The sequence below is a fragment of the Flavonifractor plautii ATCC 29863 genome (assembly GCF_000239295.1).
GTDB classification, from domain to species: Bacteria; Bacillota; Clostridia; order Oscillospirales; family Oscillospiraceae; genus Flavonifractor; species Flavonifractor plautii.
The window spans coordinates 17,150-35,967 of sequence record NZ_JH417656.1 but is presented as its reverse complement, the minus strand read 5'-3'; the positions used below and the strand labels follow the sequence as shown (position 1 = coordinate 35,967).

General features: G+C 62.6%; 23 protein-coding genes. All 23 read right to left on the bottom strand.

The genetic code is table 11. From position 1 onward, the window contains the following. Positions 1-544, bottom strand: a 544-nt coding sequence (locus tag HMPREF0372_RS02805; RefSeq protein WP_007488786.1) for a hypothetical protein, incomplete at its 3' end; no start/stop codon positions are given. Positions 545-547: 3 nt separating this feature from the next. After that, positions 548-1,156, bottom strand: coding sequence for a J domain-containing protein (locus HMPREF0372_RS02800; protein ID WP_007488785.1), 609 nt, complete (start codon positions 1,154-1,156; stop codon positions 548-550). Beyond that, entirely contained in the window at positions 1,153-2,022 is an 870-nt protein-coding gene (locus HMPREF0372_RS02795; protein ID WP_007488784.1) for a DUF5685 family protein, read from the bottom strand. The genes HMPREF0372_RS02800 and HMPREF0372_RS02795 overlap by 4 nt, the downstream gene beginning before the upstream one ends. Continuing rightward, complete coding sequence (locus HMPREF0372_RS02790; RefSeq protein ID WP_007488783.1) at positions 2,022-2,450, bottom strand: SoxR reducing system RseC family protein; 429 nt, start codon at positions 2,448-2,450, stop codon at positions 2,022-2,024. The genes HMPREF0372_RS02795 and HMPREF0372_RS02790 overlap by 1 nt, the downstream gene beginning before the upstream one ends. Positions 2,451-2,465: 15 nt before the next feature. Next, complete coding sequence (locus HMPREF0372_RS02785; protein ID WP_007488781.1) at positions 2,466-3,713, bottom strand: CdaR family protein; 1,248 nt, start codon at positions 3,711-3,713, stop codon at positions 2,466-2,468. Beyond that, on the bottom strand, positions 3,694-4,581 hold the full coding sequence (cdaA, locus tag HMPREF0372_RS02780) for a diadenylate cyclase CdaA (RefSeq protein WP_039996562.1): 888 nt from the start codon (positions 4,579-4,581) through the stop codon (positions 3,694-3,696). Before cdaA ends, HMPREF0372_RS02785 begins: the two co-directional genes overlap by 20 nt. 172 nt (positions 4,582-4,753) lie before the next feature. Further along, the gene (locus HMPREF0372_RS02775) at positions 4,754-5,878 is read right to left on the bottom strand and encodes an aminotransferase class V-fold PLP-dependent enzyme (protein ID WP_007488778.1); all 1,125 of its coding nucleotides are present in this window, start codon (positions 5,876-5,878) and stop codon (positions 4,754-4,756) included. Next, positions 5,875-6,129 carry a DUF3343 domain-containing protein gene (locus HMPREF0372_RS02770; protein WP_007488777.1) on the bottom strand — a complete coding sequence of 85 codons (255 nt, stop codon included), beginning with the start codon at positions 6,127-6,129 and terminating at the stop codon, positions 5,875-5,877. Before HMPREF0372_RS02770 ends, HMPREF0372_RS02775 begins: the two co-directional genes overlap by 4 nt. A gap of 56 nt (positions 6,130-6,185) precedes the next feature. Further along, positions 6,186-6,662 (bottom strand): 2-C-methyl-D-erythritol 2,4-cyclodiphosphate synthase, encoded by a 477-nt coding sequence (gene ispF / locus HMPREF0372_RS02765; RefSeq protein ID WP_039996560.1) that lies wholly within the window; start codon positions 6,660-6,662, stop codon positions 6,186-6,188. Continuing rightward, positions 6,659-7,393: a 2-C-methyl-D-erythritol 4-phosphate cytidylyltransferase gene (gene ispD, locus HMPREF0372_RS02760; RefSeq protein WP_039996559.1), complete on the bottom strand. Its 735-nt coding sequence runs from the start codon at positions 7,391-7,393 to the stop codon at positions 6,659-6,661. Before ispD ends, ispF begins: the two co-directional genes overlap by 4 nt. A 101-nt stretch (positions 7,394-7,494) precedes the next feature. Then, positions 7,495-7,971, bottom strand: a complete 477-nt coding sequence (locus HMPREF0372_RS02755; RefSeq protein ID WP_009256892.1) for a CarD family transcriptional regulator — start codon at positions 7,969-7,971, stop codon at positions 7,495-7,497. 176 nt (positions 7,972-8,147) lie between these two features. Continuing rightward, a complete protein-coding gene (locus HMPREF0372_RS02750; protein WP_007488771.1) occupies positions 8,148-10,100 on the bottom strand; it encodes a bifunctional 4-hydroxy-3-methylbut-2-enyl diphosphate reductase/30S ribosomal protein S1 in 1,953 nt (650 codons plus the stop codon). Then, positions 10,097-10,711, bottom strand: a complete 615-nt coding sequence (locus HMPREF0372_RS02745) for a lysophospholipid acyltransferase family protein (RefSeq protein WP_007488769.1) — start codon at positions 10,709-10,711, stop codon at positions 10,097-10,099. The genes HMPREF0372_RS02750 and HMPREF0372_RS02745 overlap by 4 nt, the downstream gene beginning before the upstream one ends. Continuing rightward, entirely contained in the window at positions 10,708-11,388 is a 681-nt protein-coding gene (gene cmk, locus HMPREF0372_RS02740) for a (d)CMP kinase (protein ID WP_007488767.1), read from the bottom strand. Before cmk ends, HMPREF0372_RS02745 begins: the two co-directional genes overlap by 4 nt. Continuing rightward, entirely contained in the window at positions 11,385-12,632 is a 1,248-nt protein-coding gene (locus HMPREF0372_RS02735) for a BaiN/RdsA family NAD(P)/FAD-dependent oxidoreductase (protein ID WP_024724115.1), read from the bottom strand. The genes cmk and HMPREF0372_RS02735 overlap by 4 nt, the downstream gene beginning before the upstream one ends. Continuing rightward, positions 12,629-13,498: a MurR/RpiR family transcriptional regulator gene (locus HMPREF0372_RS02730; protein ID WP_007488764.1), complete on the bottom strand. Its 870-nt coding sequence runs from the start codon at positions 13,496-13,498 to the stop codon at positions 12,629-12,631. Before HMPREF0372_RS02730 ends, HMPREF0372_RS02735 begins: the two co-directional genes overlap by 4 nt. 143 nt (positions 13,499-13,641) lie before the next feature. After that, positions 13,642-14,334 carry a pseudouridine synthase gene (locus tag HMPREF0372_RS02725; protein ID WP_007488763.1) on the bottom strand — a complete coding sequence of 231 codons (693 nt, stop codon included), beginning with the start codon at positions 14,332-14,334 and terminating at the stop codon, positions 13,642-13,644. 16 nt (positions 14,335-14,350) lie between these two features. Further along, entirely contained in the window at positions 14,351-15,502 is a 1,152-nt protein-coding gene (locus HMPREF0372_RS02720) for a D-alanyl-D-alanine carboxypeptidase family protein (protein ID WP_007488762.1), read from the bottom strand. Between the two features lie 40 nt (positions 15,503-15,542). After that, the gene (gene ytfJ / locus HMPREF0372_RS02715; protein ID WP_007488761.1) at positions 15,543-15,947 is read right to left on the bottom strand and encodes a GerW family sporulation protein; all 405 of its coding nucleotides are present in this window, start codon (positions 15,945-15,947) and stop codon (positions 15,543-15,545) included. 3 nt (positions 15,948-15,950) lie between these two features. Continuing rightward, positions 15,951-16,586, bottom strand: a complete 636-nt coding sequence (locus HMPREF0372_RS02710; protein ID WP_007488760.1) for a DUF2953 domain-containing protein — start codon at positions 16,584-16,586, stop codon at positions 15,951-15,953. 6 nt (positions 16,587-16,592) lie between these two features. After that, positions 16,593-17,252 (bottom strand): SMC-Scp complex subunit ScpB, encoded by a 660-nt coding sequence (scpB, locus tag HMPREF0372_RS02705; protein WP_007488759.1) that lies wholly within the window; start codon positions 17,250-17,252, stop codon positions 16,593-16,595. Positions 17,253-17,261: 9 nt separating this feature from the next. Continuing rightward, a complete protein-coding gene (locus tag HMPREF0372_RS02700) occupies positions 17,262-18,017 on the bottom strand; it encodes a segregation and condensation protein A (protein WP_009256898.1) in 756 nt (251 codons plus the stop codon). A 65-nt stretch (positions 18,018-18,082) separates the two neighbouring features. Then, positions 18,083-18,793: a site-2 protease family protein gene (locus HMPREF0372_RS02695; protein ID WP_007488757.1), complete on the bottom strand. Its 711-nt coding sequence runs from the start codon at positions 18,791-18,793 to the stop codon at positions 18,083-18,085. Positions 18,794-18,818: the final 25 nt, after the last annotated feature.

Genomic DNA, 18,818 nt, shown 5'->3' with positions numbered 1-18,818 from the left:
GTTCACCGTCCAATATGTTTGACAAACCTACACTGTCCACCCGGGCCACATAAAAGGAGATAAGCTTGGAGAAGCCCACGTCGTAAATCACAAAGGCTGCGTTCCCCGCCGCATAGACCATCCAAGGCGCTTGCAGCGTCTCCGGCAGGAAGGGCAGAAACAGGCTGTGCAGACCGAACCAGAACAGGGTCAGAACGGCGTTGAATACCGCCAGCTTGCACAGCCACTCCAGCGGCCGGGCGGGAATGCGCTCCAGCAGGCTCTTGAGCATGGGCCAGAGGCCGAAAAAGAGCAGGTAGAGCAGGGCGTTGGCCTTGTCGGGCACCAGCAGCAGGCCCAGCAGGCCTGCTGCGCCGTAGCAGAAGAACCCCGCCTTCAGCCCGGCCGACACCACCGCCCCCGCAGGAAAGAGGCCGGCAATGGCTACAATACCCATCCGCGCCGTGGGCGAGACGGCGGAGAGGTAGAGGGCGATCAGCGACAGCGCGGCCAGCACGCCCACCAAGGCCACCCGGCCTGCGCCCGTTTCAGTATGGTTTCGCATGGCTCAGTTCCCACAGCACATGTTCATGCACAGGCAGGCCGTACAGCAGTCGCAGTCGTCGATCCCACCGCCGTAGCCGTAGGGGCGGTAGGCCTGTCCACCCTGGCGCATCATCATCAGCGCCTGCCGGTACTCCCCGTTGGCCGGGTCCATGTTGCAGGCCATCTGGAAATGCTGGGTGGCCTCGTCCAGCCAGCCCTTGCGGTAGGCGATGGACCCGGTGAGGAAGTGCCACTCGGCATCCTGGCTGGCAGCGCCGCGGAGGAGCTGCTCGGCCCGGCCGATGTCGCCCATGTTGATGGCCTGCCGTACCTGGTTGTAGAGGCTCCCTGAGGAGGCGCTGGAGTACTGCTGCTGATAGCCGCCCTGGTAGGAGCCGCGGTAGGCCCCCTGGCTCTGGTAGCCGCCGGAGGCCCCTCCCCCGCTGCGCATCTTGGTAATGGTATCGTAGGCCTCGTTGATCTCCTTCATCTTCTCCTCGGCCAGATCGGCCAGGGGGTTGTTTTGATAGTTGTCCGGGTGGTATTTCCGGGCCAGCTCCCGGTAGGCGCGTTTGATCTCCTCGTCGCTGGCGTCGGGCTTGACCCCCAGCACAATGTACGGATCTGTCATGAAATCCTTCTCCTGTTTTGATGATTGACGGCCTTCCAACGGCCGGTAAAGACCAGCTCCTCCACCATAGGCAGCCCCAGATAGAGGATATTCTCCACGGCGCCCTGCCAGTGGCCCAGCTCCAGGAGCGCACAGGCGGAGCGGGCCAGGTTCAGAGAGTGGAGAAGGGTGGTGCGCAGATAATCCCGGTTGGCCTCCACCTGCTCTGGAAAACGGGCGGCAATGGGGTTGTAGGACCCGGTGCGTCCGTCCTCCTCCAGATCGTCCCAGGCGTCCACCAGGTAAATCCACCGCCCCACATGGTAGAGGAGCTGCTCCAGGGCGCGGGTCCGGGCGGAGGACTGCGCCGGAAGGGCGGCCGCCGCCAGGATGCGGGCAAAGGTGTCCGCCGTCCGGTCCAGTGAGGGAGAGCCCTCCTGCTCCAGGGCCTGGAGCTCCTCCAGACAACTGCGCACCGCCCGGTCAAACTCCGGCCGGGCCTGGGCCGCCCGGCGGTAGCCGGGTCGGAGCAGAAAGGACAGAACCCGGGCGGCAGTTCCCTTCCAGAAGGGACCGTCCGCCACCGTGTCCCGCAGCTTCCAATAGCTGAGGATGGTTCCGGCGTCCGCCGCCGCATCCACGCTTCCGGCGCAGATGCAGCCCTTTTTCCGACACCAGAGGCGGGCCGGACAGCGCTTCTGCTCCGCCGTAGGCTTCGAGCCGTCCAAGAGCATGGCGAGAAAGGTAAAGTCGTAGTTCAGAAAGAACCGGGCGAAAAAGCCGTGCCGCCTTCCCAATGCGTGGCAGAGTCCGCAGTAGAGGGCCTCGTAGTCCCGCAGCTCCCGCACTTTCAACTCGTCCCGGTTGGGGCGCACATAGCCGAACATCAGGCCTCCGGCGCAATGGCGGTAATGCAGAAGGAAATGGCCTGCTGCCTGCGCACCCGGCGGTCCCACAGAACGGCCAGCAGGAGCCCTAGTGCGAACCCGGCCACCCCGACGGCCGCGCTGACTCCCGAAGAGAGCCGGAAAGCCGCACAGAGGAAATAGCCGGCGAAAAAGAGCAGGAAGGGCACCAGATAGACGATCACAGCCGCGCCCAGTACCCGGCTGGTGGAGGACTCCACCGTCACCATGTCGCCGGGCATGGCCCGGACCGGATTGGCGGCAATCACTGCTACGGTGGAGCTGACCATTAGTTCGCTGCAGCCTCCGCCGCATTTGGAGCAGTCGTGGCCGCAGGCAGACTGACGCTTGACGGCCACCTCCGCCCTGCCGTCAGCCAGGACGCGGGTTACCTTTGCTGTTTGAACCATACTTTCACCTGATTTCTACGATCTTGAGACCGAAATGGAAATGTTGTACTCACCGACCACGCCCACCTCGCTGCTGCCATCCAGATAGACCTTGACCGGCACTGTCCGGCTTCCAGTGGACAGATCCAGGTTGGACAGATCGGCCACAATCCGGACTTGGGAGGCCGTGACCGCATCTACAGCTTCCTGGGTGCCGCGGATCAAAACCGTGCAGGACTGGGTGTTGCGTGTGATCTCATAGCCGCTCGGCTTATTGATAATCTCAATATTTCCAGCCTCCAGTGTCTTAGTGACCAAGCCCTCCACGGTGACGGTTACCTTGGCCTCTGTAGTGCCGCTGACATTGGTCAGGGATGGGTCCAAATTGATCGCCATAGACTGTGTCAGGGTGCCAAATACCTTGGACAGGTCAATCTCCCCCAGGCTGATGCGGTCCAACTGATCCAGGATCTCTGCGCTGCCCGCTACCATCAGGGTTCTGGGCTCAATGTCTACGGTTACATTATCTGCGGTGGCTCCGCCGCCGGGAATGAGATCCACGGTCAGCTCCACCTCCTTCATCTTCTCCACCGGGAGGGTAACCAGCACGGTCTCCGGTTCCGTCTCCACCAGGCCGGCGGCGATGGGCTGGCCGTTGGTGCCGATGAGGGTATAGCTACAGTCGGCGCTGTAGGTGGAATTCATGTCCTCCTGAGAGATGGTGACTTGGGCGTGATCCACCTGACTGACCAACTCCTCCTGGCCGCTGACGGTAATGGTATCCGGCGCGAAGGAGAAGTCACGGCGTTGGAAGCCTTCGGCCACGCTGCCGTTAAAGGTGCCTTGAACCGGGATCTCCTTGCTGCTCCAGCGGGAAACGGTGAAGTCGATGGTACTTGGGCTGGTGTAGCGTACATCAATGGAGTCGATTATGGTGATGGAGCGGGGAAAATTGATGTTGCGTGAGGTAATAGCCACACTCTGCTCCCCTGGCTCGGTAATACCGGAGACATCCACCACCACAGTGGTATCTCCCTGGTTCAGGCGGCTCCACACCTCGCCGCGGGCAGACAGCTGCAAATTGACCGTCTGCTCTGCTCCCTCAGAGATCATCAGTCCCCGCTCTTCAAGCTTTTCCAATCCACTGAATACCACCCGGACATTCCGCAGGGTTCCGGTGTCCACCGAGTTGGGGTCGTTGCCGACGTAGACCCAGAGGAGAAACGCCAGCAGGATGGAGAGCACCACATAGAACCACCGGCTGTTAAGAATTTTCGTTCCCATCCTGCTTTTTCCCCTTTCCAAAGCGGAGCAGATTGCCCAGCTTGAATTTGGACCCGGCCTCGTCATTCTCCCGTTCCGGAAGCAGCTCATTGCGGAGCAGGCGCTCCAGAGTCTCCGGCGCCAGGTGGCGCTTGAGCATGCCGCCCACCGCCACGGAGATGGAGCCGGTCTCCTCCGAGACAATAGCCACCACGGCGTCCGTGTGCTCACTTGCTCCGATGCCTGCCCGGTGGCGCATGCCCAGCTCCCGCGACAGATTTACATTGCCCGACATGGGAAGCATACAGCCCGCGCCCACAATCCGTCCAGCGCGGACAATCACCGCGCCGTCGTGGAGCGGGGCCTTGTTCCAGAAGATATTTTTCAGCAGTTCGGCATTCACCGTACAGTCCAGCGCGGTTCCGGTCTTAATGGCGTCATCTAGCATGTTTTTCCGCTCAAACACCATCAGCGCGCCGGTCTTGCTCTTGGAAAGGGACATATAGGCATCCACCGTCTGAGTGATGGCACTATCCAGCTCGTTGCGTGCCTCCTCCGGTGTAAACACCTTCCCGAGGCTGGTGCGGCCCATCTGCTCCAGAAAGCGGCGGATTTCAGGCTGGAAAATGACCACCAGGGCTACCACACCCCACACCATGAGCTGCTGAAGCAGATAGCTGACCGTGTTGAGGTGGAAAAAGGTGGAGACACCCAGGGCAAACAGCAGCAGCAGTACGCCCTTGGCCACCGCGCCGGAGTTGGTGCGGCGCATCAGCATAATCACCTTATAGATAAGAAAGGCCATGATCGCGATATCAACCACATCAGAGATACCAAACAGGACGACCTTTCCCTTGAATTCCTGGAGCAAATACAAAATGCCTTCCATTTCCTCGTCTCCCGCTTCCGGCCGCGCCGGCATCCTTGCTTCCCGCAGAGTACATGTATATCCTTTAACTGATTTATTATACTGTATTCACAGGCGGTTGACAAGTAGAAGGGAAATCAATTTTCTGTGAACAGGCCCTGTGTGCAGACACAAAAAATAGCCGCAGACGCGGCTATTTTTGCCCGGCGGTCAGCCGCGCAACCTCCTGTGTGAAGCGCTCGACTTCCCGGGGGGTATTGAAGGCGGAGACGCTGGCGCGGACTGTCCCAGCCTCCAGCGTCCCGGCCGACTGATGGGCCAGCGGCGCGCAGTGCAGGCCGGCACGGACGGCAATCCCTCTGGCGCCCAGGGCCTCGCCTACCGCTTCACAGTCCATTCCGTCTATCTGGAAGGAGAGCACGCCGGCCTGGACGGCTCCCCCATCCCCGTAGACAGTCACGCCGGGAATGCGGGACAGTCCGGCAGCCGCTTGGCGGATCAGGCGGCGCTCATGGGTCAAAATACGCTCCGTCCCCTGTGTCTGAACATAACGAAGTCCCTCCAGCAGGCCGGCAATGCCGGGCATGTTGTGGGTGCCTGCCTCCAGGCGGTCGGGCAGGAAATCGGGCATGGCCTGGAGCGCCGAGGCGCTTCCGGTGCCGCCCATGAGTAGTGGGTGGGTCTCCGCCCCGCAGAGCAGCAGGCCGGTGCCCTGGGGACCGTAAAGTCCCTTGTGTCCCGGCATGGCGACAAAGGCTGCGCCCAGCTCCCCCATGTGGACGGGCAGACACCCGGCCGACTGGGAGGCGTCCAGCACAAAGGGAATTCCACGTTCCCGGCACAGGGCCGCGATGCCCTCCACCGGCAGGATGAAGCCGAACACGTTGGACACATGGTTGCAAATGACGGCCCTCACCGTCTCGTCCAGCTGGCGCTCAAATGCGCGGACTTGAGCCTCCGGATCAAAGAGCGGACCTGCAGCTACCCGGACATTGACACCAAGGGCGTGGAGTGGTCGGGTGACGGCGTTGTGCTCATAGCCGGAGATCACCACGGCGTCCCCGGGCTTCAACAGGGAATGAATGGCGAGATTCAGCCCATGGGTGGCGTTGGAGGTGAACACCACCTGTTCTGGGCTCTCCGCCTGAAAGAGCTCCGCCGCTGCCTGGCGGCAGAGAAAGGCGGTCTCCGCCGCCCGCATGGCGGGAACATGCCCGCCGCGGCCAGGGGTTGCCAGGCGCCCCACTGCGGACGAAACCGCCCGCGCCACGGCGGGCGGTTTTTGTAAGGTTGTGGCCGCGCTGTCAAGATAGATCATAGCAGAACCTCTTTATAGCTGCCGTCGCTGGACATGATATAGATGCGCTTGGGCGTCAGCCCGACGCGGCCCAAAATCAGCAGCGCCGGGGCCAGATTGCGTTCCGAAACCTTGACGGAGTGGCTGCACCCCTCCCCGGAAATCATCTTTGGCGAGCGGAGGATGTGGGCCGTAATGCCCGCCCGCTCCAGAGCGGAGGCCGTCCGCTGGGCGTAGGTCAGGGAACGGCAGACAATGAGATAGTAAACCATATAGAAACGCTCCTCTCAGTGCAGTGTATGCACCGGAGGAGCGTCTGGTTCGCCGGTTACAGAAGGTTCTCCACCAGGCAGACGGCATGGGCGGCAATGCCGTCTCCCGTGCCGGTAAAGCCAAGGCCCTCCTCTGTGGTGGCCTTGACGCTGACAGCGTCCATCGGCACCTGGAGCCGCCGGGCCAGATTCCGGCGCATTGGCTCCAGATAGGGGGCCAGTTTTGGGGCCTGGGCCAGCACGGTGGCATCCACATTGCCCACCCGGTATCCCCTCTGACGGAGGCGGGAAACCACCTCGTCCAGAAGCCGCAGGCTGTCCGCCCCCGCGTAGGCCGGGTCGCTGTCCGGGAACAGGTGCCCGATATCTCCAAGGGCGCAGGCGCCCAGCAGGGCGTCCATCACCGCGTGGGTGAGCACATCCGCGTCGGAGTGACCCAGCAGGCCCTTGTCAAAGGGCACCTCCACCCCGCCCAGAATCAGCCGCCGGCCCTCCACCAGGCGGTGTACGTCATATCCATGTCCAATTCTCACTGCTGCTCCCTCCAAGCGAAAAGCGCCTCCGCCACCGCCAGATCCTCCGGGGTGGTGATTTTCAAATTGCAGTAGTCCCCCTGCGTCAGGGATACGCCGATGCCCAGCCGCTCCACCGCTCCGCAGTCGTCGGTCAGGGCGGCCCCGTCCTCCAGGGCCTTGACCAGGGCGGCCTTGATCAGATCCACCTGGAACACCTGGGGTGTCTGCACGGCAAAGAGCTCCGAACGCTCCAGCGTAACCTCCACCAGACTGTCCCGCGCTCGCTTTACGGTGTCCTTCACCGGCACCGCCGGGGCGGCTGCGCCGCACTCTGCGGCGCGGAGAATCACCGTCTCCAGCACCTCCTGGCTGACCAGGGGGCGGGCCCCGTCGTGGATGGCCACCAACTCCGCGCCGGAGGAGAGCTCCCCAAGCCCGGCCAGAACCGAGTGGGTGCGGGTAGCCCCACCCACTATCACCTTGCGGACCTTGGACAAGCCGGCATCCCGGCAGAGCTGGCCAATGGGGACGATCAGATCCTCCCGGGTGACCACGATAATCTCGGCAAGATAGGGGCACAGCTCCAGCGCCCGCAGGGTATGTAGCAAAACGGGCTGCTCCTCCAGGGGAAGGAGCAGCTTGTCCTGGCCCTCCATCCGGGTGGAGCTCCCGGCCGCGGGGACCACGGCGGAACAGCGGAGCTCCGGTGTCCGCTGCCGCCGGAACAGCCGCCCAAGCAGTCCGGCCATGTCCATTCCTCCTCCACAAAAAAAGAGCCGTTTCGGCTCCTCCCCCGTTTCCCTCCAGGGGTCCGGTGGGCGGTCACAGCGGACCGCCCCTACAGACTGTATTAGGCCAAGGCGGTATTTATGCGCGCCTCAACATCTTCATAACTGGCATCCTGCGAGAGCACAATCTCTGAGATCAAAATCTGCTTGGCCGAGTGGAGCATCTTCCGCTCCCCGGTGGACAGGCCGCGCTCCTCCTCGCGGAGCATCAGGCCCTTGACTACACGGGCCACCTCCAGCAGATTCCCGCTCTTGAGGCGAAGCATATTCTCCCGGTAGCGCCGGTTCCAGTTTGGGGTCATGTCCACCTCGATGTCCGGGATGGCCGCGATCACCCGGTCCGCCTCGTCGCCCTTCACCACCGGGCGAACACCGATCTCCTCACTGTTTGCCGTGGGGATCATGACCAGCATGCCGCCCACCGGCAGCTTGAGAATGTAGTAATCCCTTACCACGCCGTTGACTTTTTTCTGCACGATGCTGTCAATGATACCGGCACCGTGCATTGGATGCACAATCTTGTCTCCAACCTGAAACACGCTCCCACCTCCCAGCAGAACATTCCGATGCGTATAACTTCATTTTTACCCTACATATCGTATTATAGACGCATTTCTCACCCTTTGCAAGTCATTTTGTGTGTCTTATTTGTAAAAATGAAAAAAACCGTGCGGTTTCCAAGCGGAAACAGCACGGTTTCATTGTAGGAATGTGATTACTCCTCGTTGACATCCTCGGACTCAGCGGGCTCGTCGCCGCCCTCCAGCAGGGCGCGGATGGACAGGGAGACCTTCTTATTGTCGTAGTCGATATCGATGATCTTCACATCCACCATCTGGCCCTCGCTCAGCACGTCGCCGGGCTTGTCGATGCGGTGGTCGGCGATCTGGGAGATGTGGATCAGGCCGTCCACACCGGGCACAACCTCGGCAAAGGCGCCGAAGGTCATCAGCTTGACTACGCGGACATTGGCCACGTCGCCGGGCTGATACTTGCCGATGAACACCTCCCAGGGGTTCTGGGAGCGGTCCTTCATGCCCAGGGAGATCTTCTTCTTCTCCTTGTCGAAGGAGATGACATAGACCTCCACGGTGTCACCCACGGAGACGACCTCGGAGGGATGCTTGATGCGGGACCAGGACAGCTCAGAGATGTGAACCATACCGTCCACGCCGCCGATATCCACAAAAGCGCCGTAAGAGGTCAGGCTCTTCACAGTGCCGGTATAGCGCTTGTTCTCCTCAATGTTGGCCCACACCTCGGCGGCCTTGGCGGCGCGCTCCTCGGCCTCAACGGCGCGGATGGAGCCCACCACACGGCGGCGGGCGCGGTTGACCTCGGTGATGCGCAGGCGGACATGCTGCTTGAGCAGCTGGCTCATCGGGGTCTCCCGGGGCAGGCCGGTCTGGGAGGCGGGCACAAAGACGCGCACACCCTTGATGGACACAACGACGCCGCCCTTGTTCTCCTCGGTGACCACACCCTCAACGGTGGTGTGCTCCTCACGGGCCTGCTCGATGTCATCCCAGCTCTTCACGGTGTCAAGGCGCTTCTTGGAGAGGGTGACCACACCCTCCTGGTCGTTCACACGCATGACATAGGTCTCAATCTCGTCGCCGATCTTTACCAGGTCCTCAACCTTGGCCGTAGGGTCGTCGGTCAGTTCGGACACCGGTATGTAACCGGCGTGCTTGGTGCCGAGATCCACATAGATCTCAGTAGGCGTAATGCCAGTGACAACGCCTGTAACCTTCTCCCCTGTATTTAAAGTTTTGATCGACTTCTCCAGCATTTCAGCGAAGGATTCCTCGATCTCAATGTTTTCGTCGCTCATTTTGTCATAGACCTCCTTTATAATCCACTCAGGCGTGGACGCGCCCGCAGTGATTCCAATAGAAGCCTTCCGACACAGGTTGGAAGGTTCCAGCTCCGCCGCCCGTTCGATCCAAACGACCATGGGACAGAGTGCCCCGCATAACTCGGCCAGCCGTTTGGTATTGGAGCTCTCCCGCCCTCCGATGACGACCATAGCATCGGAGCGCGCGGCCAGCGCCTGGGCCTCAGACTGTCGTTTACACGTAGCATTACATATTGTATCAAAAATTTTTAAGTTTGTACACTCTTTTTTTGCTTTTTCTACGCAGGAATCCCAAATAAAACGGGTGGAGGTGGTTTGTGAGACCATAGTGAGAGGTATGTCCCGCCGTTCCGGCGCGGTTTCCAGCCAGTTCGACAGCTCCTCTGCCCCCTCCAGCACCACCGGCCGCCGGCACCAGCCGGCGATGGCGGCCACCTCCGGATGGGTGCGGGTGCCGATGATGAGCACCTGCCGCCCCCCCTCCTCAGCGCGGGAGACGATCTGGTGTATGCGGGACACATTGGGGCAGGTGGCGTCGATGACCGGCCGGCCCAGGCGCGCCAGCGCCTCATGGACGGGCCGTCCCTCCCCGTGGGAACGGATAAGCACCGCCGTCCCAGGCGGAACCTCCTCCGGGGTGTCCACCAGGCCCACCCCTATGGACTCCAGATAGGCGATCACGTCCCGGTTGTGGATGATGGGCCCCAGCATGACGCATGGCCGGCCCTCCTCCGCCGCCATCTCCGCCATCTGCACCGCCCGGCGGACTCCGTAGCAGAAGCCGGCGGAGCGGGCCAGCTCCAGCCTCACCGGCCAGCCTGAGGCTTCAAAGCCTCAATGCGCTCCATCAGATCATCGGCCACCGCGTGGTAGTCCTCCGGCGTGGGCTTACGCCCCTCGGGGGCCTTAGGATAGTATGCCTCGCCGAACACGACGGGATTCCAGCGGAACCACTTTTTCTCCGCAGGAAGATAGATGGGGACGATGGGCACGCCGGTACGCAGGGCCAGCATGGCCGCGCCGGTCTTGGCATCGCCGAATTCGCCGTCCTGGTGGCGGGTGCCCTCCGGGAACATGAGCAGCAGTTCACCGTCCTTCAGGTACTTCATCGCCGTCTTGATAGCCGCCACGTCCGCCTTACCCCGCTTGACGCCGAAAATGCCGCCGTGCTTCAGCACCCAGCCGATGAAGGGCCAGTGCATAATCTCCTCCTTGGCCATGACGTGGATCTGGTAATGCCACCCCAGTGCATAGGCGATGAACAGTGGGTCATTGGTGCGGGTGTGGTTGGCGCACAGCAGCGCGCCCCCTTCGGGCCTGTTCTGTTTATTGATGCACCGTGTGGGCATCACGATACGGAACACGACCCAGAGTACCATATAGGCAATGCAGTAAATGACATTTTTCTTTCGCTTCTTCATGCCTTCAGACGCTCCTTTATGGTTTCCAGAAGGACGTCCAGGCTCTCGTCCAGGGAATTTCCGGTGGTATCCACCAGCAGGGCGTCCTTCGCCTGCCGCAGCGGCGCGGCGGAGCGCCGGGTGTCGTGCTCATCCCGGAGAATGATATCCCGGAGCACGGTGTCATAGTCCGCCTCCTGCCCCCGCTTCCGCAGCTCGTCAAAGCGGCGGCGGGCCCGGTCCTCTGGCGAGGCGGTGAGGAAAATCTTTACATCCGCGCCGGGGAGGACCACCGTGCCGATGTCCCGGCCGTCCATGATCACATCGTGCTCCCGGGCCATGTCCCGCTGACGCTCCAGGAGAAAGGCCCGCACCGCCGGGATGGCCGACACGCCGGAGGTATACCGGGAGATCACATGCTGGCGGATGGCATCGGTCACATCCTCGCCGTCCAGATACATATGCTGCAGGCCGTCCGCGCCATACTTCAGCTCGATGTCCAGGCCGTCCAGCAGAGCGGTCACCGCCGCCTCGTCCTCCGGGTCCACTCCGGCCCGGTAGGCCCGCAGACCTACGGTCCGATAGATGGCCCCGGTATCCACATACAAAAAGCCCAGCCTGCGGGCCAGCAGCTTCGCCAGGGTGGACTTTCCCGCCCCGGAGGGGCCGTCCACGGCGATGCTCTTGTGCTTTGTCATGGGTTGATTCCTCCTATGTCTTGTGCGGCGGCCTCTCCAGCGGCGTGGCCGGTGGACCAGGCAATTTGCAGATTGAAGCCGCCGGTATAGGCATCCACGTCCAGCACCTCCCCGGCAAAATAGACGCCGGGGGCCTTCTTGGATTCTAAAGTGGTGGGATTGATCTCGGATACCTTTATCCCGCCTGATGTGACGATGGCCTCCTCCACCGGGCGGGGCCCCTGTATGTCGATGCGCAGGCACTTGAGGACCTCCAGCAGACGGCGGCGCTGGGCCTTCGTCACCGAATGAACCTTCTCCGCCGCCGGGATGCCGGTACGCTCCACCAGCACCGGCACCATCAGGCGGGGTACCAGGCCCTCCAGAACATTGTGAAAGTCCCGGTTGGCGTTCTCCTCAAAGTCCCGCAGCAGACGGCGGTCCAGCTTCTCCTCATCCAGTGCGGGCTTCAAATCCAGATTGATGTAGTAGTGCTCTGTGTCAAAGTCCCGCATATGGGCGCTGGCGCTGAGAATCAGCGGCCCGGACAGACCAAAGTGGGTGAACAGCAACTCCCCCTGCCCGGCGTAGACGGTCTTCTTTTTGCTGTTGCGCACCTGAATGGCCACGTTGCGCAGCGACAGGCCCTGCATTTTTGCACAGGCATCCCCCTCCGCCACCAGTGGCACAAGGCTGCCTCTGGGCGGCAGAATGGTGTGGCCCAGCGCCACAGCCAGGGCATATCCGTCACCGGTGGAGCCGGTCAGCGGATAGGAAACCCCGCCGGTGGCGATGACCACCGCCCCGCCGGGGTAAAAGCCGCGCTCCCCCTCCACGCCGGTGAGGATCTCACCCTCCCGTCGCAGGGCGCGGGCCCGGTCCTGCACAATGTGCACCCCGGACCGACGCAGGGCCAACAGCAGGGCGTCGATGATGTCGGCGGCTTTGTCGGAGCAGGGAAAGACCCGGTTCCCCCGCTCTGTTTTCAGCGGCACTCCCAGGCCCTCAAAAAACGCCTTCACCGCCTCCGGGGGAAAGCGGGTGACGGCGCTGGTGAGGAACCGGCTGTTGCGTGGGACATTCTGCAGCACCTCCGGCGCCGCACAGTCGTTGGTCACGTTGCAGCGGCCCTTTCCGGTGATGTAGAGCTTGCGCCCCAGCTTGGGATTGCGCTCCAGCAGGGTGACGGCTGCACCCTTTTGGGCGGCGGCGACGGCGGCCATACAGCCGGCCGCACCGCCGCCGATGACAATTACATGCTTCAAGTGATCTCTTCCACTTTCTCATAGACCTCGTATTCATCCCAGATCTGCTCCAGTGTCTCAAAGGTCTGGGAGAGGTCGTCGTTTTTCTTGCGGCCGATGGCCACAATCAGCGCGTTGATCAGCGACAGCGGAGCCACCAGGGAGTCCACGAAGGACGCCATATCGCTCTTGGCCAGCAGAGTCAGGGTGGAGATGGGAGCCAAGGGGGAGGTTTCGCTGTCGGTGAGGGCGATGGTGGCGGCCCCCCGGTCGTGGGCAAACTGCATGGCCTTCACCGTCCGGCGGGAATACCGCGGGAAGCTGACGCCCACAATGACATCGTTGGGACCGATGCGCAAGAGCTGCTCGAATACCTCACTGGTGGAGGTGGCGTGTACCACGGTGACATTGTCAAAAATCAGGTTGAAGTAGAAGCCCAGAAAGCTGGCCAGGGCCGCCGCGGAGCGCACGCCCAGAATATAGATGTGGCGGGCGTCCACAATGGCGCTTACCGCCCGGTCGAAGTCCTCCCGGTTGGTCTCCTCCAGAGTCATATGGATCTTATCCATATCCGACTGCATGACCATGGACAGGATGTCCTGATTGCCGATACGGTCGTTGGAGACCTCAATGCGCTGGATGGAGGTGAGCTTGCTGCGGATCATCTCCTGCAGGGCCTTCTGCATAGCGGGATAACCGTCATACCCCAGTTCGGCGGCAAAGCGCACCACGGTAGACTCACTGACGTTGACCGTCTTGCCCAGGCGGCTGGCAGTCATGAAAGCGGCCTTGTCATAGGATTCCAGGATAAAGCCGGCAATCAGCTTCTGTCCCTTGGAAAAGGTACTCATATTGGTCTGAATGACCGAAAGGATATCTTTGGACATTGTGGACGATCCCTCGCATTTCTGCCCGCCCGTGGCGGGAATGATACCACGCTGTGTTTTGATTCGTCCCTATCATACCGAGAATTGACCGGAAAAGCAATCCCTTTTCTGCAAGTTTTCCTGATCTCCTTGCAAAAAAGAGATCATTTTCGCAGGAGACAAAGCTCCTCACCTGTCAGGCGCCGCCATGCTCCCACAGGCAGCGCGCCCAGGCAGAGCTCCCCCTCCCGCACCCGCTGGAGGCGGCGCACCCGCAGGCCCGCTGCGGCGCACATCCGGCGCACCTGCCGGTTGCGCCCCTCATGGATGACCACGGAGAGCACCCCCTCCCCCACCGGAGTGACCTGGGCCGGACGGAGGGCGTACCCATCCAGCTCCATAGGGCCCCGCAGCACCGGGAGGGCGGTGTCCACGTCGCCCTCCACCCACACCCGGTATTCCTTCTCCACCTCGTGGCTGGGGTGGAGAAGGGCGTGGGTCAGCGCCCCGTCGTCGGTGAGGAGGAGCAGCCCCTCGGAGTCCAGATCCAGCCGCCCAACCGGCCACACCCGGGCGCCGCATCCGGCCACCAGCCCCGCCACGGTGCGCCGCCCCTTTTCATCAGAGAGGGTGGTTACGTAGCCCCTGGGCTTGTTGAGCATCAGATAAGTACGGCGGGCGGGCCGCCGCAGAGGCCGCCCGTCCACTCGGATGTCGTCCCGCTCCGGGTCGGCCTTGTCCCCCACCCGCGCGGTACATCCGTTTACCGTCACCCGCCCGGCGGAGAGATAGCCCTCCGCCGCCCGCCGGGAGGACACGCCGTGGGCCGAAAGGATTTTCTGCAGCCGCTCTTCCATGGCCGCTCCCCCCTTTTTACAAATTCGAATCAGAGATCCAGCGGCAGCAGACCGTCGCCAGCGTGTCGGCCTCCCCCGCCCGGAACCAGTCCAGCACCCGGCCGAACAGGCCGCGGCCGGCCCGGTCGTCCGCCACATCGCCGGCATAGAGCAGATAGGTCTCGCCGATTACCGCGCCGTCCAGCGTAAAGAGCAGCCGGCCGGCAATGGTTCCGCCCTGGATAGGGGCCTCCACCCGCTCCGGCAGCTCCACACGGGCCTTGACCAGCTCTCCTTCCGTCAGCGGATAGTACACATCGGCGGCCGTATAGACCGGCACAAAGCGGTTGAGGCTGCCCGTCACCGGGAGCATGCGGAAGGTCCGGTTCGCCAGGGCCAGCATGGCACTGCGGTAGTGGGCAAAGCCATAGTCAAACAGGGCGGCGTGGTCTGCCCAGTCGTTGGGATCATTCAGCGTGACGGCAATCAGGCGCTGCCCATCCCGCTCCGCACAGGAAACCAACGTCCGCCCCGCCCTGTCCGTGTAGCCGGTCTTGAGGCCAGTGCAGCCCTCATACCGCCAGAGCAGCTTGTTGTGATTGGTGAGGGTGCGCCCTGCCACCGTGATGGAACGGGTACCCACGATCTTTGCCAGCGCTTCGTGCTCCATCACCACCCGGGCCAGGGCAGCCATGTCGGCGGCGGTGGAGTAGTGCCCCTCGTCATTGAGCCCGTTTGGGTTTTCAAAGTGGGTGTGCTCCATGCCCAGCTCGGCGGCCTTGTCATTCATCCAGGCCACAAAAGTATCCACGTCCCCGGCGCAGAAGCCCGCAATGGCCACCGCCGCGTCATTGCCCGAGGCGAGCAGCAGCCCGTAGAGCAGCGCCTCCAGCGTCAGCTCCTCCCCCGCCTTCAGATACATGGAGGAGCCCTCCACTCCGGTCCACTCGGGCCGGATGGTGACTACCTCGGACAGATCAGGGTGAGATTCCACCGCCACCAGCGCGGTCATCAGCTTGGTAATGCTGGCAATGGGGCGCTCCTCCTCCGCGTTCTGGGCATAAAGGACCCGGCCGCTTTCCCCATCGATCAGGATGGCGGAGGCAGCCGAGATGCCGGGCCCGGCGGCCCGGACGGAGGGACAGAGCAGAACAGCCAGTGTCAAAAGGACGGCGGCAAACCGTTTCAAACAGCATCACCTCAGGGGATAGATGCTGCTAGTATGCGTGTCAGCCCTGGGATTTATCCTTGTCCTGCTGCTTCTCGATAAAGCCGGTGACCTTGTCAATCACATCGGGCACCATCTCTACCACCCGGTCCACGGCGGTGCCGGGCGGAGGCGCTACGGGCATCAGGCGCACCGAGTCCCCCTTGACAATCAGGAAGGCCACCGGGGACAGGTTCATTCCCGCGCCGCTGCCGCCGCCGAAGGAGTTGTCGTCCTCCGGCTTCTGGTTCTTGGAGGTAAAGTCGCTGCCGCCGGAGGCGAAGCCCACCGTCAGCTTGGAGATGGGAATGATGGTGATCTCACCGGCCAAAATGGGCTTGCCCACAATGGTGTTGACGTCCGCGATCTCCCGGAGCTTCTGCATAGTGGTGGTCATCAGATCACCGATGGGATGTTGCTTTTCCATACGTTAAACCGCCTCTTTCTGCTTGCTTGTCGCCGGGCTCCCGGCCTCGGCGCGATACTTGGAGAACTCTGCCAGAAACCGTGTGGTCAGGCGCAGGCCCAGAGCCAGCGCCTGGCCGGCGGTCAGGGTAGCCGCCGCGTAGAGATAGACGGAGGGCCGCTCCGCGTCAAAGTCCACCCGGGTGCGCAGCCTCCGCTCCTTCACGTTAAAATTCTGCTCCACCAGCGGCCAGATCATACCGATAAATGCGTTCGCCCCGCCGAAGCACAGGGCGGCGGCAGCGGGGTCCGGCGCCGCCGCGGTAACTTCAAGCTGGAACACATCGATGCGCAGCTTGCGCCGGAAGCGCCCCGCCGCCTCGGCGATCAGCGGAAGAAACCGCTTCACCAGCGCCAGCGGCCCGCCGCCCAGCTCCGGCTGCGGGCGTTCCTCCCGTTTTTTCTCCCTTCGGGACGATTTCCCAGCCTTTCGGCGGGGCTGCTTCGGCTTTCTGGGATAGAGCATCAGGCGCAGCGGTCCTACCTTTAGCTTGAGCCGCAGTCCGGCGGCGGAGTACTCCGCCAGCGCGCCCAGTCGCACCAGGCGGAGGAGCGCCCCCAGCGCCAGAAGCACCGCGCCCAGGATCAGGATTGCTTTCATCCAGCCCTACGCCTCCTCCTCGGCCTGTGCCATCTCCCGGGCCGCCTGAAGCAGCTCCTCCTCGGTGACCTCCTCTGTCCCCTCCGCGGCCTGGGCGGCCTGAAGCCGCTCCACCGCCGCCTGCATCTCCAGGGTAAGCTGTCCGTCCTCCGGGGTGGTGTTGGGCAGCTCGGGCAGCTCATCCAGATTGGATAGTCCGAAGGAGCGCAGGAAGGTCTGGGTGGTGCGGTACTGGATGGGGCGGCCCGGCACGGCCAAGCGGCCGCACTCCTCGATCAAGTCACGCTCCAGAAGCAGGCTGACGGTGTAGGAGCTGTCCACGCCGCGGATCTGGTCCACATAGGCCCGTGTGGCAGGCTGGTAGTAGGCGATGATGGCCAGCACCTCCAGGGCGGGCTGGCTCAGGCGGGCGGGCCGCCGACTCTCAAACGCCCGGCGGATGCAGTCGGCAAACTCCGGCGCAGAGCAGAGCTGATAGCTGTTGTCCAGCCGCACCAGGCGGATGCCACGCCGCTCATAGCGGTAGGCATCGGCCAGGCGTTGGCACACGGAGTCCGCCGTGATCCGGTCGATGTCCAGCGCCAAACACAGGCGCTCCACCCCCACCGGCTCCCCGGCAGCAAAGAGGACCCCTTCAATGGCGGATTCAATTTCCTTCAATTCCATAGTATACCCTCAATCTGCCGTTTTCTCCCCATCGGTGGTCAGCTCCAGCTCTCCCCCGCCCTCCTCGGTACAGGTCACGGTGCAGTCGCTCTCCGTGCCTGCCAGCCGCAGGCGGCGTGCCTTGCACAGCTCCAGTACTGCGATAAAGGTGGCCACCACCTCCGAGCGGCTCCGGTTGCCCTTGAACAGAGCCCGGAACCGGGTCACACCGAAGCGGCTGAGCCGTTCCAGAATTTCGCCGGCCTTGTCCGCCACCGGGTAGGGCTCCCGGCCCACAATGCCCTCGAAGGCCGCCATGGGTGGCGGGAGGCGGTGGTCCACCCGGGCCAGCACCGCCGTCATGGCACGCAGCAGATCCTCCGGCTTGTGGACGTAGCGGTAGGTCCTATTAACCGGCAGGGCCTCGGGCACCTTGGGAATATAGTCCCGGCCGATGGCGTAGCGGTCGGACAGCTCTGGCACGATGGCCTTGATCTTGGCAAAGTTTTCGTGGCGCTGGTGCTCCTCCAGAGAGGCAATGAGCTGTTCCATCTCGGAGATGGCCTCCTCGTCGTGGATGGAGAGCAGCATCCGCGTCTTGATGAACACCAGGTGGGCCGCCATGGTGACAAACTCGCTCGCCACCTCCAGATCCAGCCGCTTGCGCTGATCCATCCACTCCAGATACTGGTCTAGGATCAGGGAGATCTGGATGTCCTTGATCTCCATCCTGTTCTTGCTCAGCAGGTGGAGGATCAGATCCAGTGGGCCGTTGAAGTCCTCCATAGCCTCATCCCGGGCCTTGACCACCTTTTCCAGATGAAAAATCGGCGTTTCGATGGCGCCTCACCTCAAAACAGATTTAAAATAGCAGACGCGTCCTGGAACAGCAGCAACCCGCCCAGAGGCATTCCGGTGAGGGTGCAAAAGCCCCGTAGGACATGGACCATCAGGAAGGACAGGGGCTTGTCGAACACCCCCACCAGCACCAGGAGGATCACCACTCCCATCACATACTTCTCATAGCGCAAGATGGTGTAGTAGATTCGGTCGGGCAGCAGGGCGAACAGGATTTTGGAGCCGTCCAGGGGCGACAGGGGGATCAGGTTGAACAGCCCCATCCCCACCCCCAACAGGGCCATGTTGGACAGGAAGCACAGCACGAACACCGCCGCCGGGCCCAGAGGGGCCAGATGGAACACGGCGGAGCTGACTCCCACCGCCGCCAGGGCGGTGAGGAAGTTGGCCGCCGGTCCGGCTAGGGCGGTAAGCGCCATTCCCTGCCTGGGGTGCTTAAAATAGCGCATATCCACCGGCACCGGCTTGGCCCAGCCCACCTTGGCCACAAGCATCATCAGCAGACCCACCACATCCAGATGCCGGATGGGATTGAGGGTCAGCCGCCCGGCATTTTTGGCCGTGGGATCTCCCAGTCGCCAAGCCACAAAGCCGTGGGACAGCTCGTGCAGGGTGATGCACAGCAGAGCTGCCGCGGCGCTGATAAGGAGGGTGAGCAGGCCCCACCAGTCCATGTTGTTGAGAAAGTCGGATATGGAGCCCAAGCGTCCGCCCCCCTAGCACAAAGAT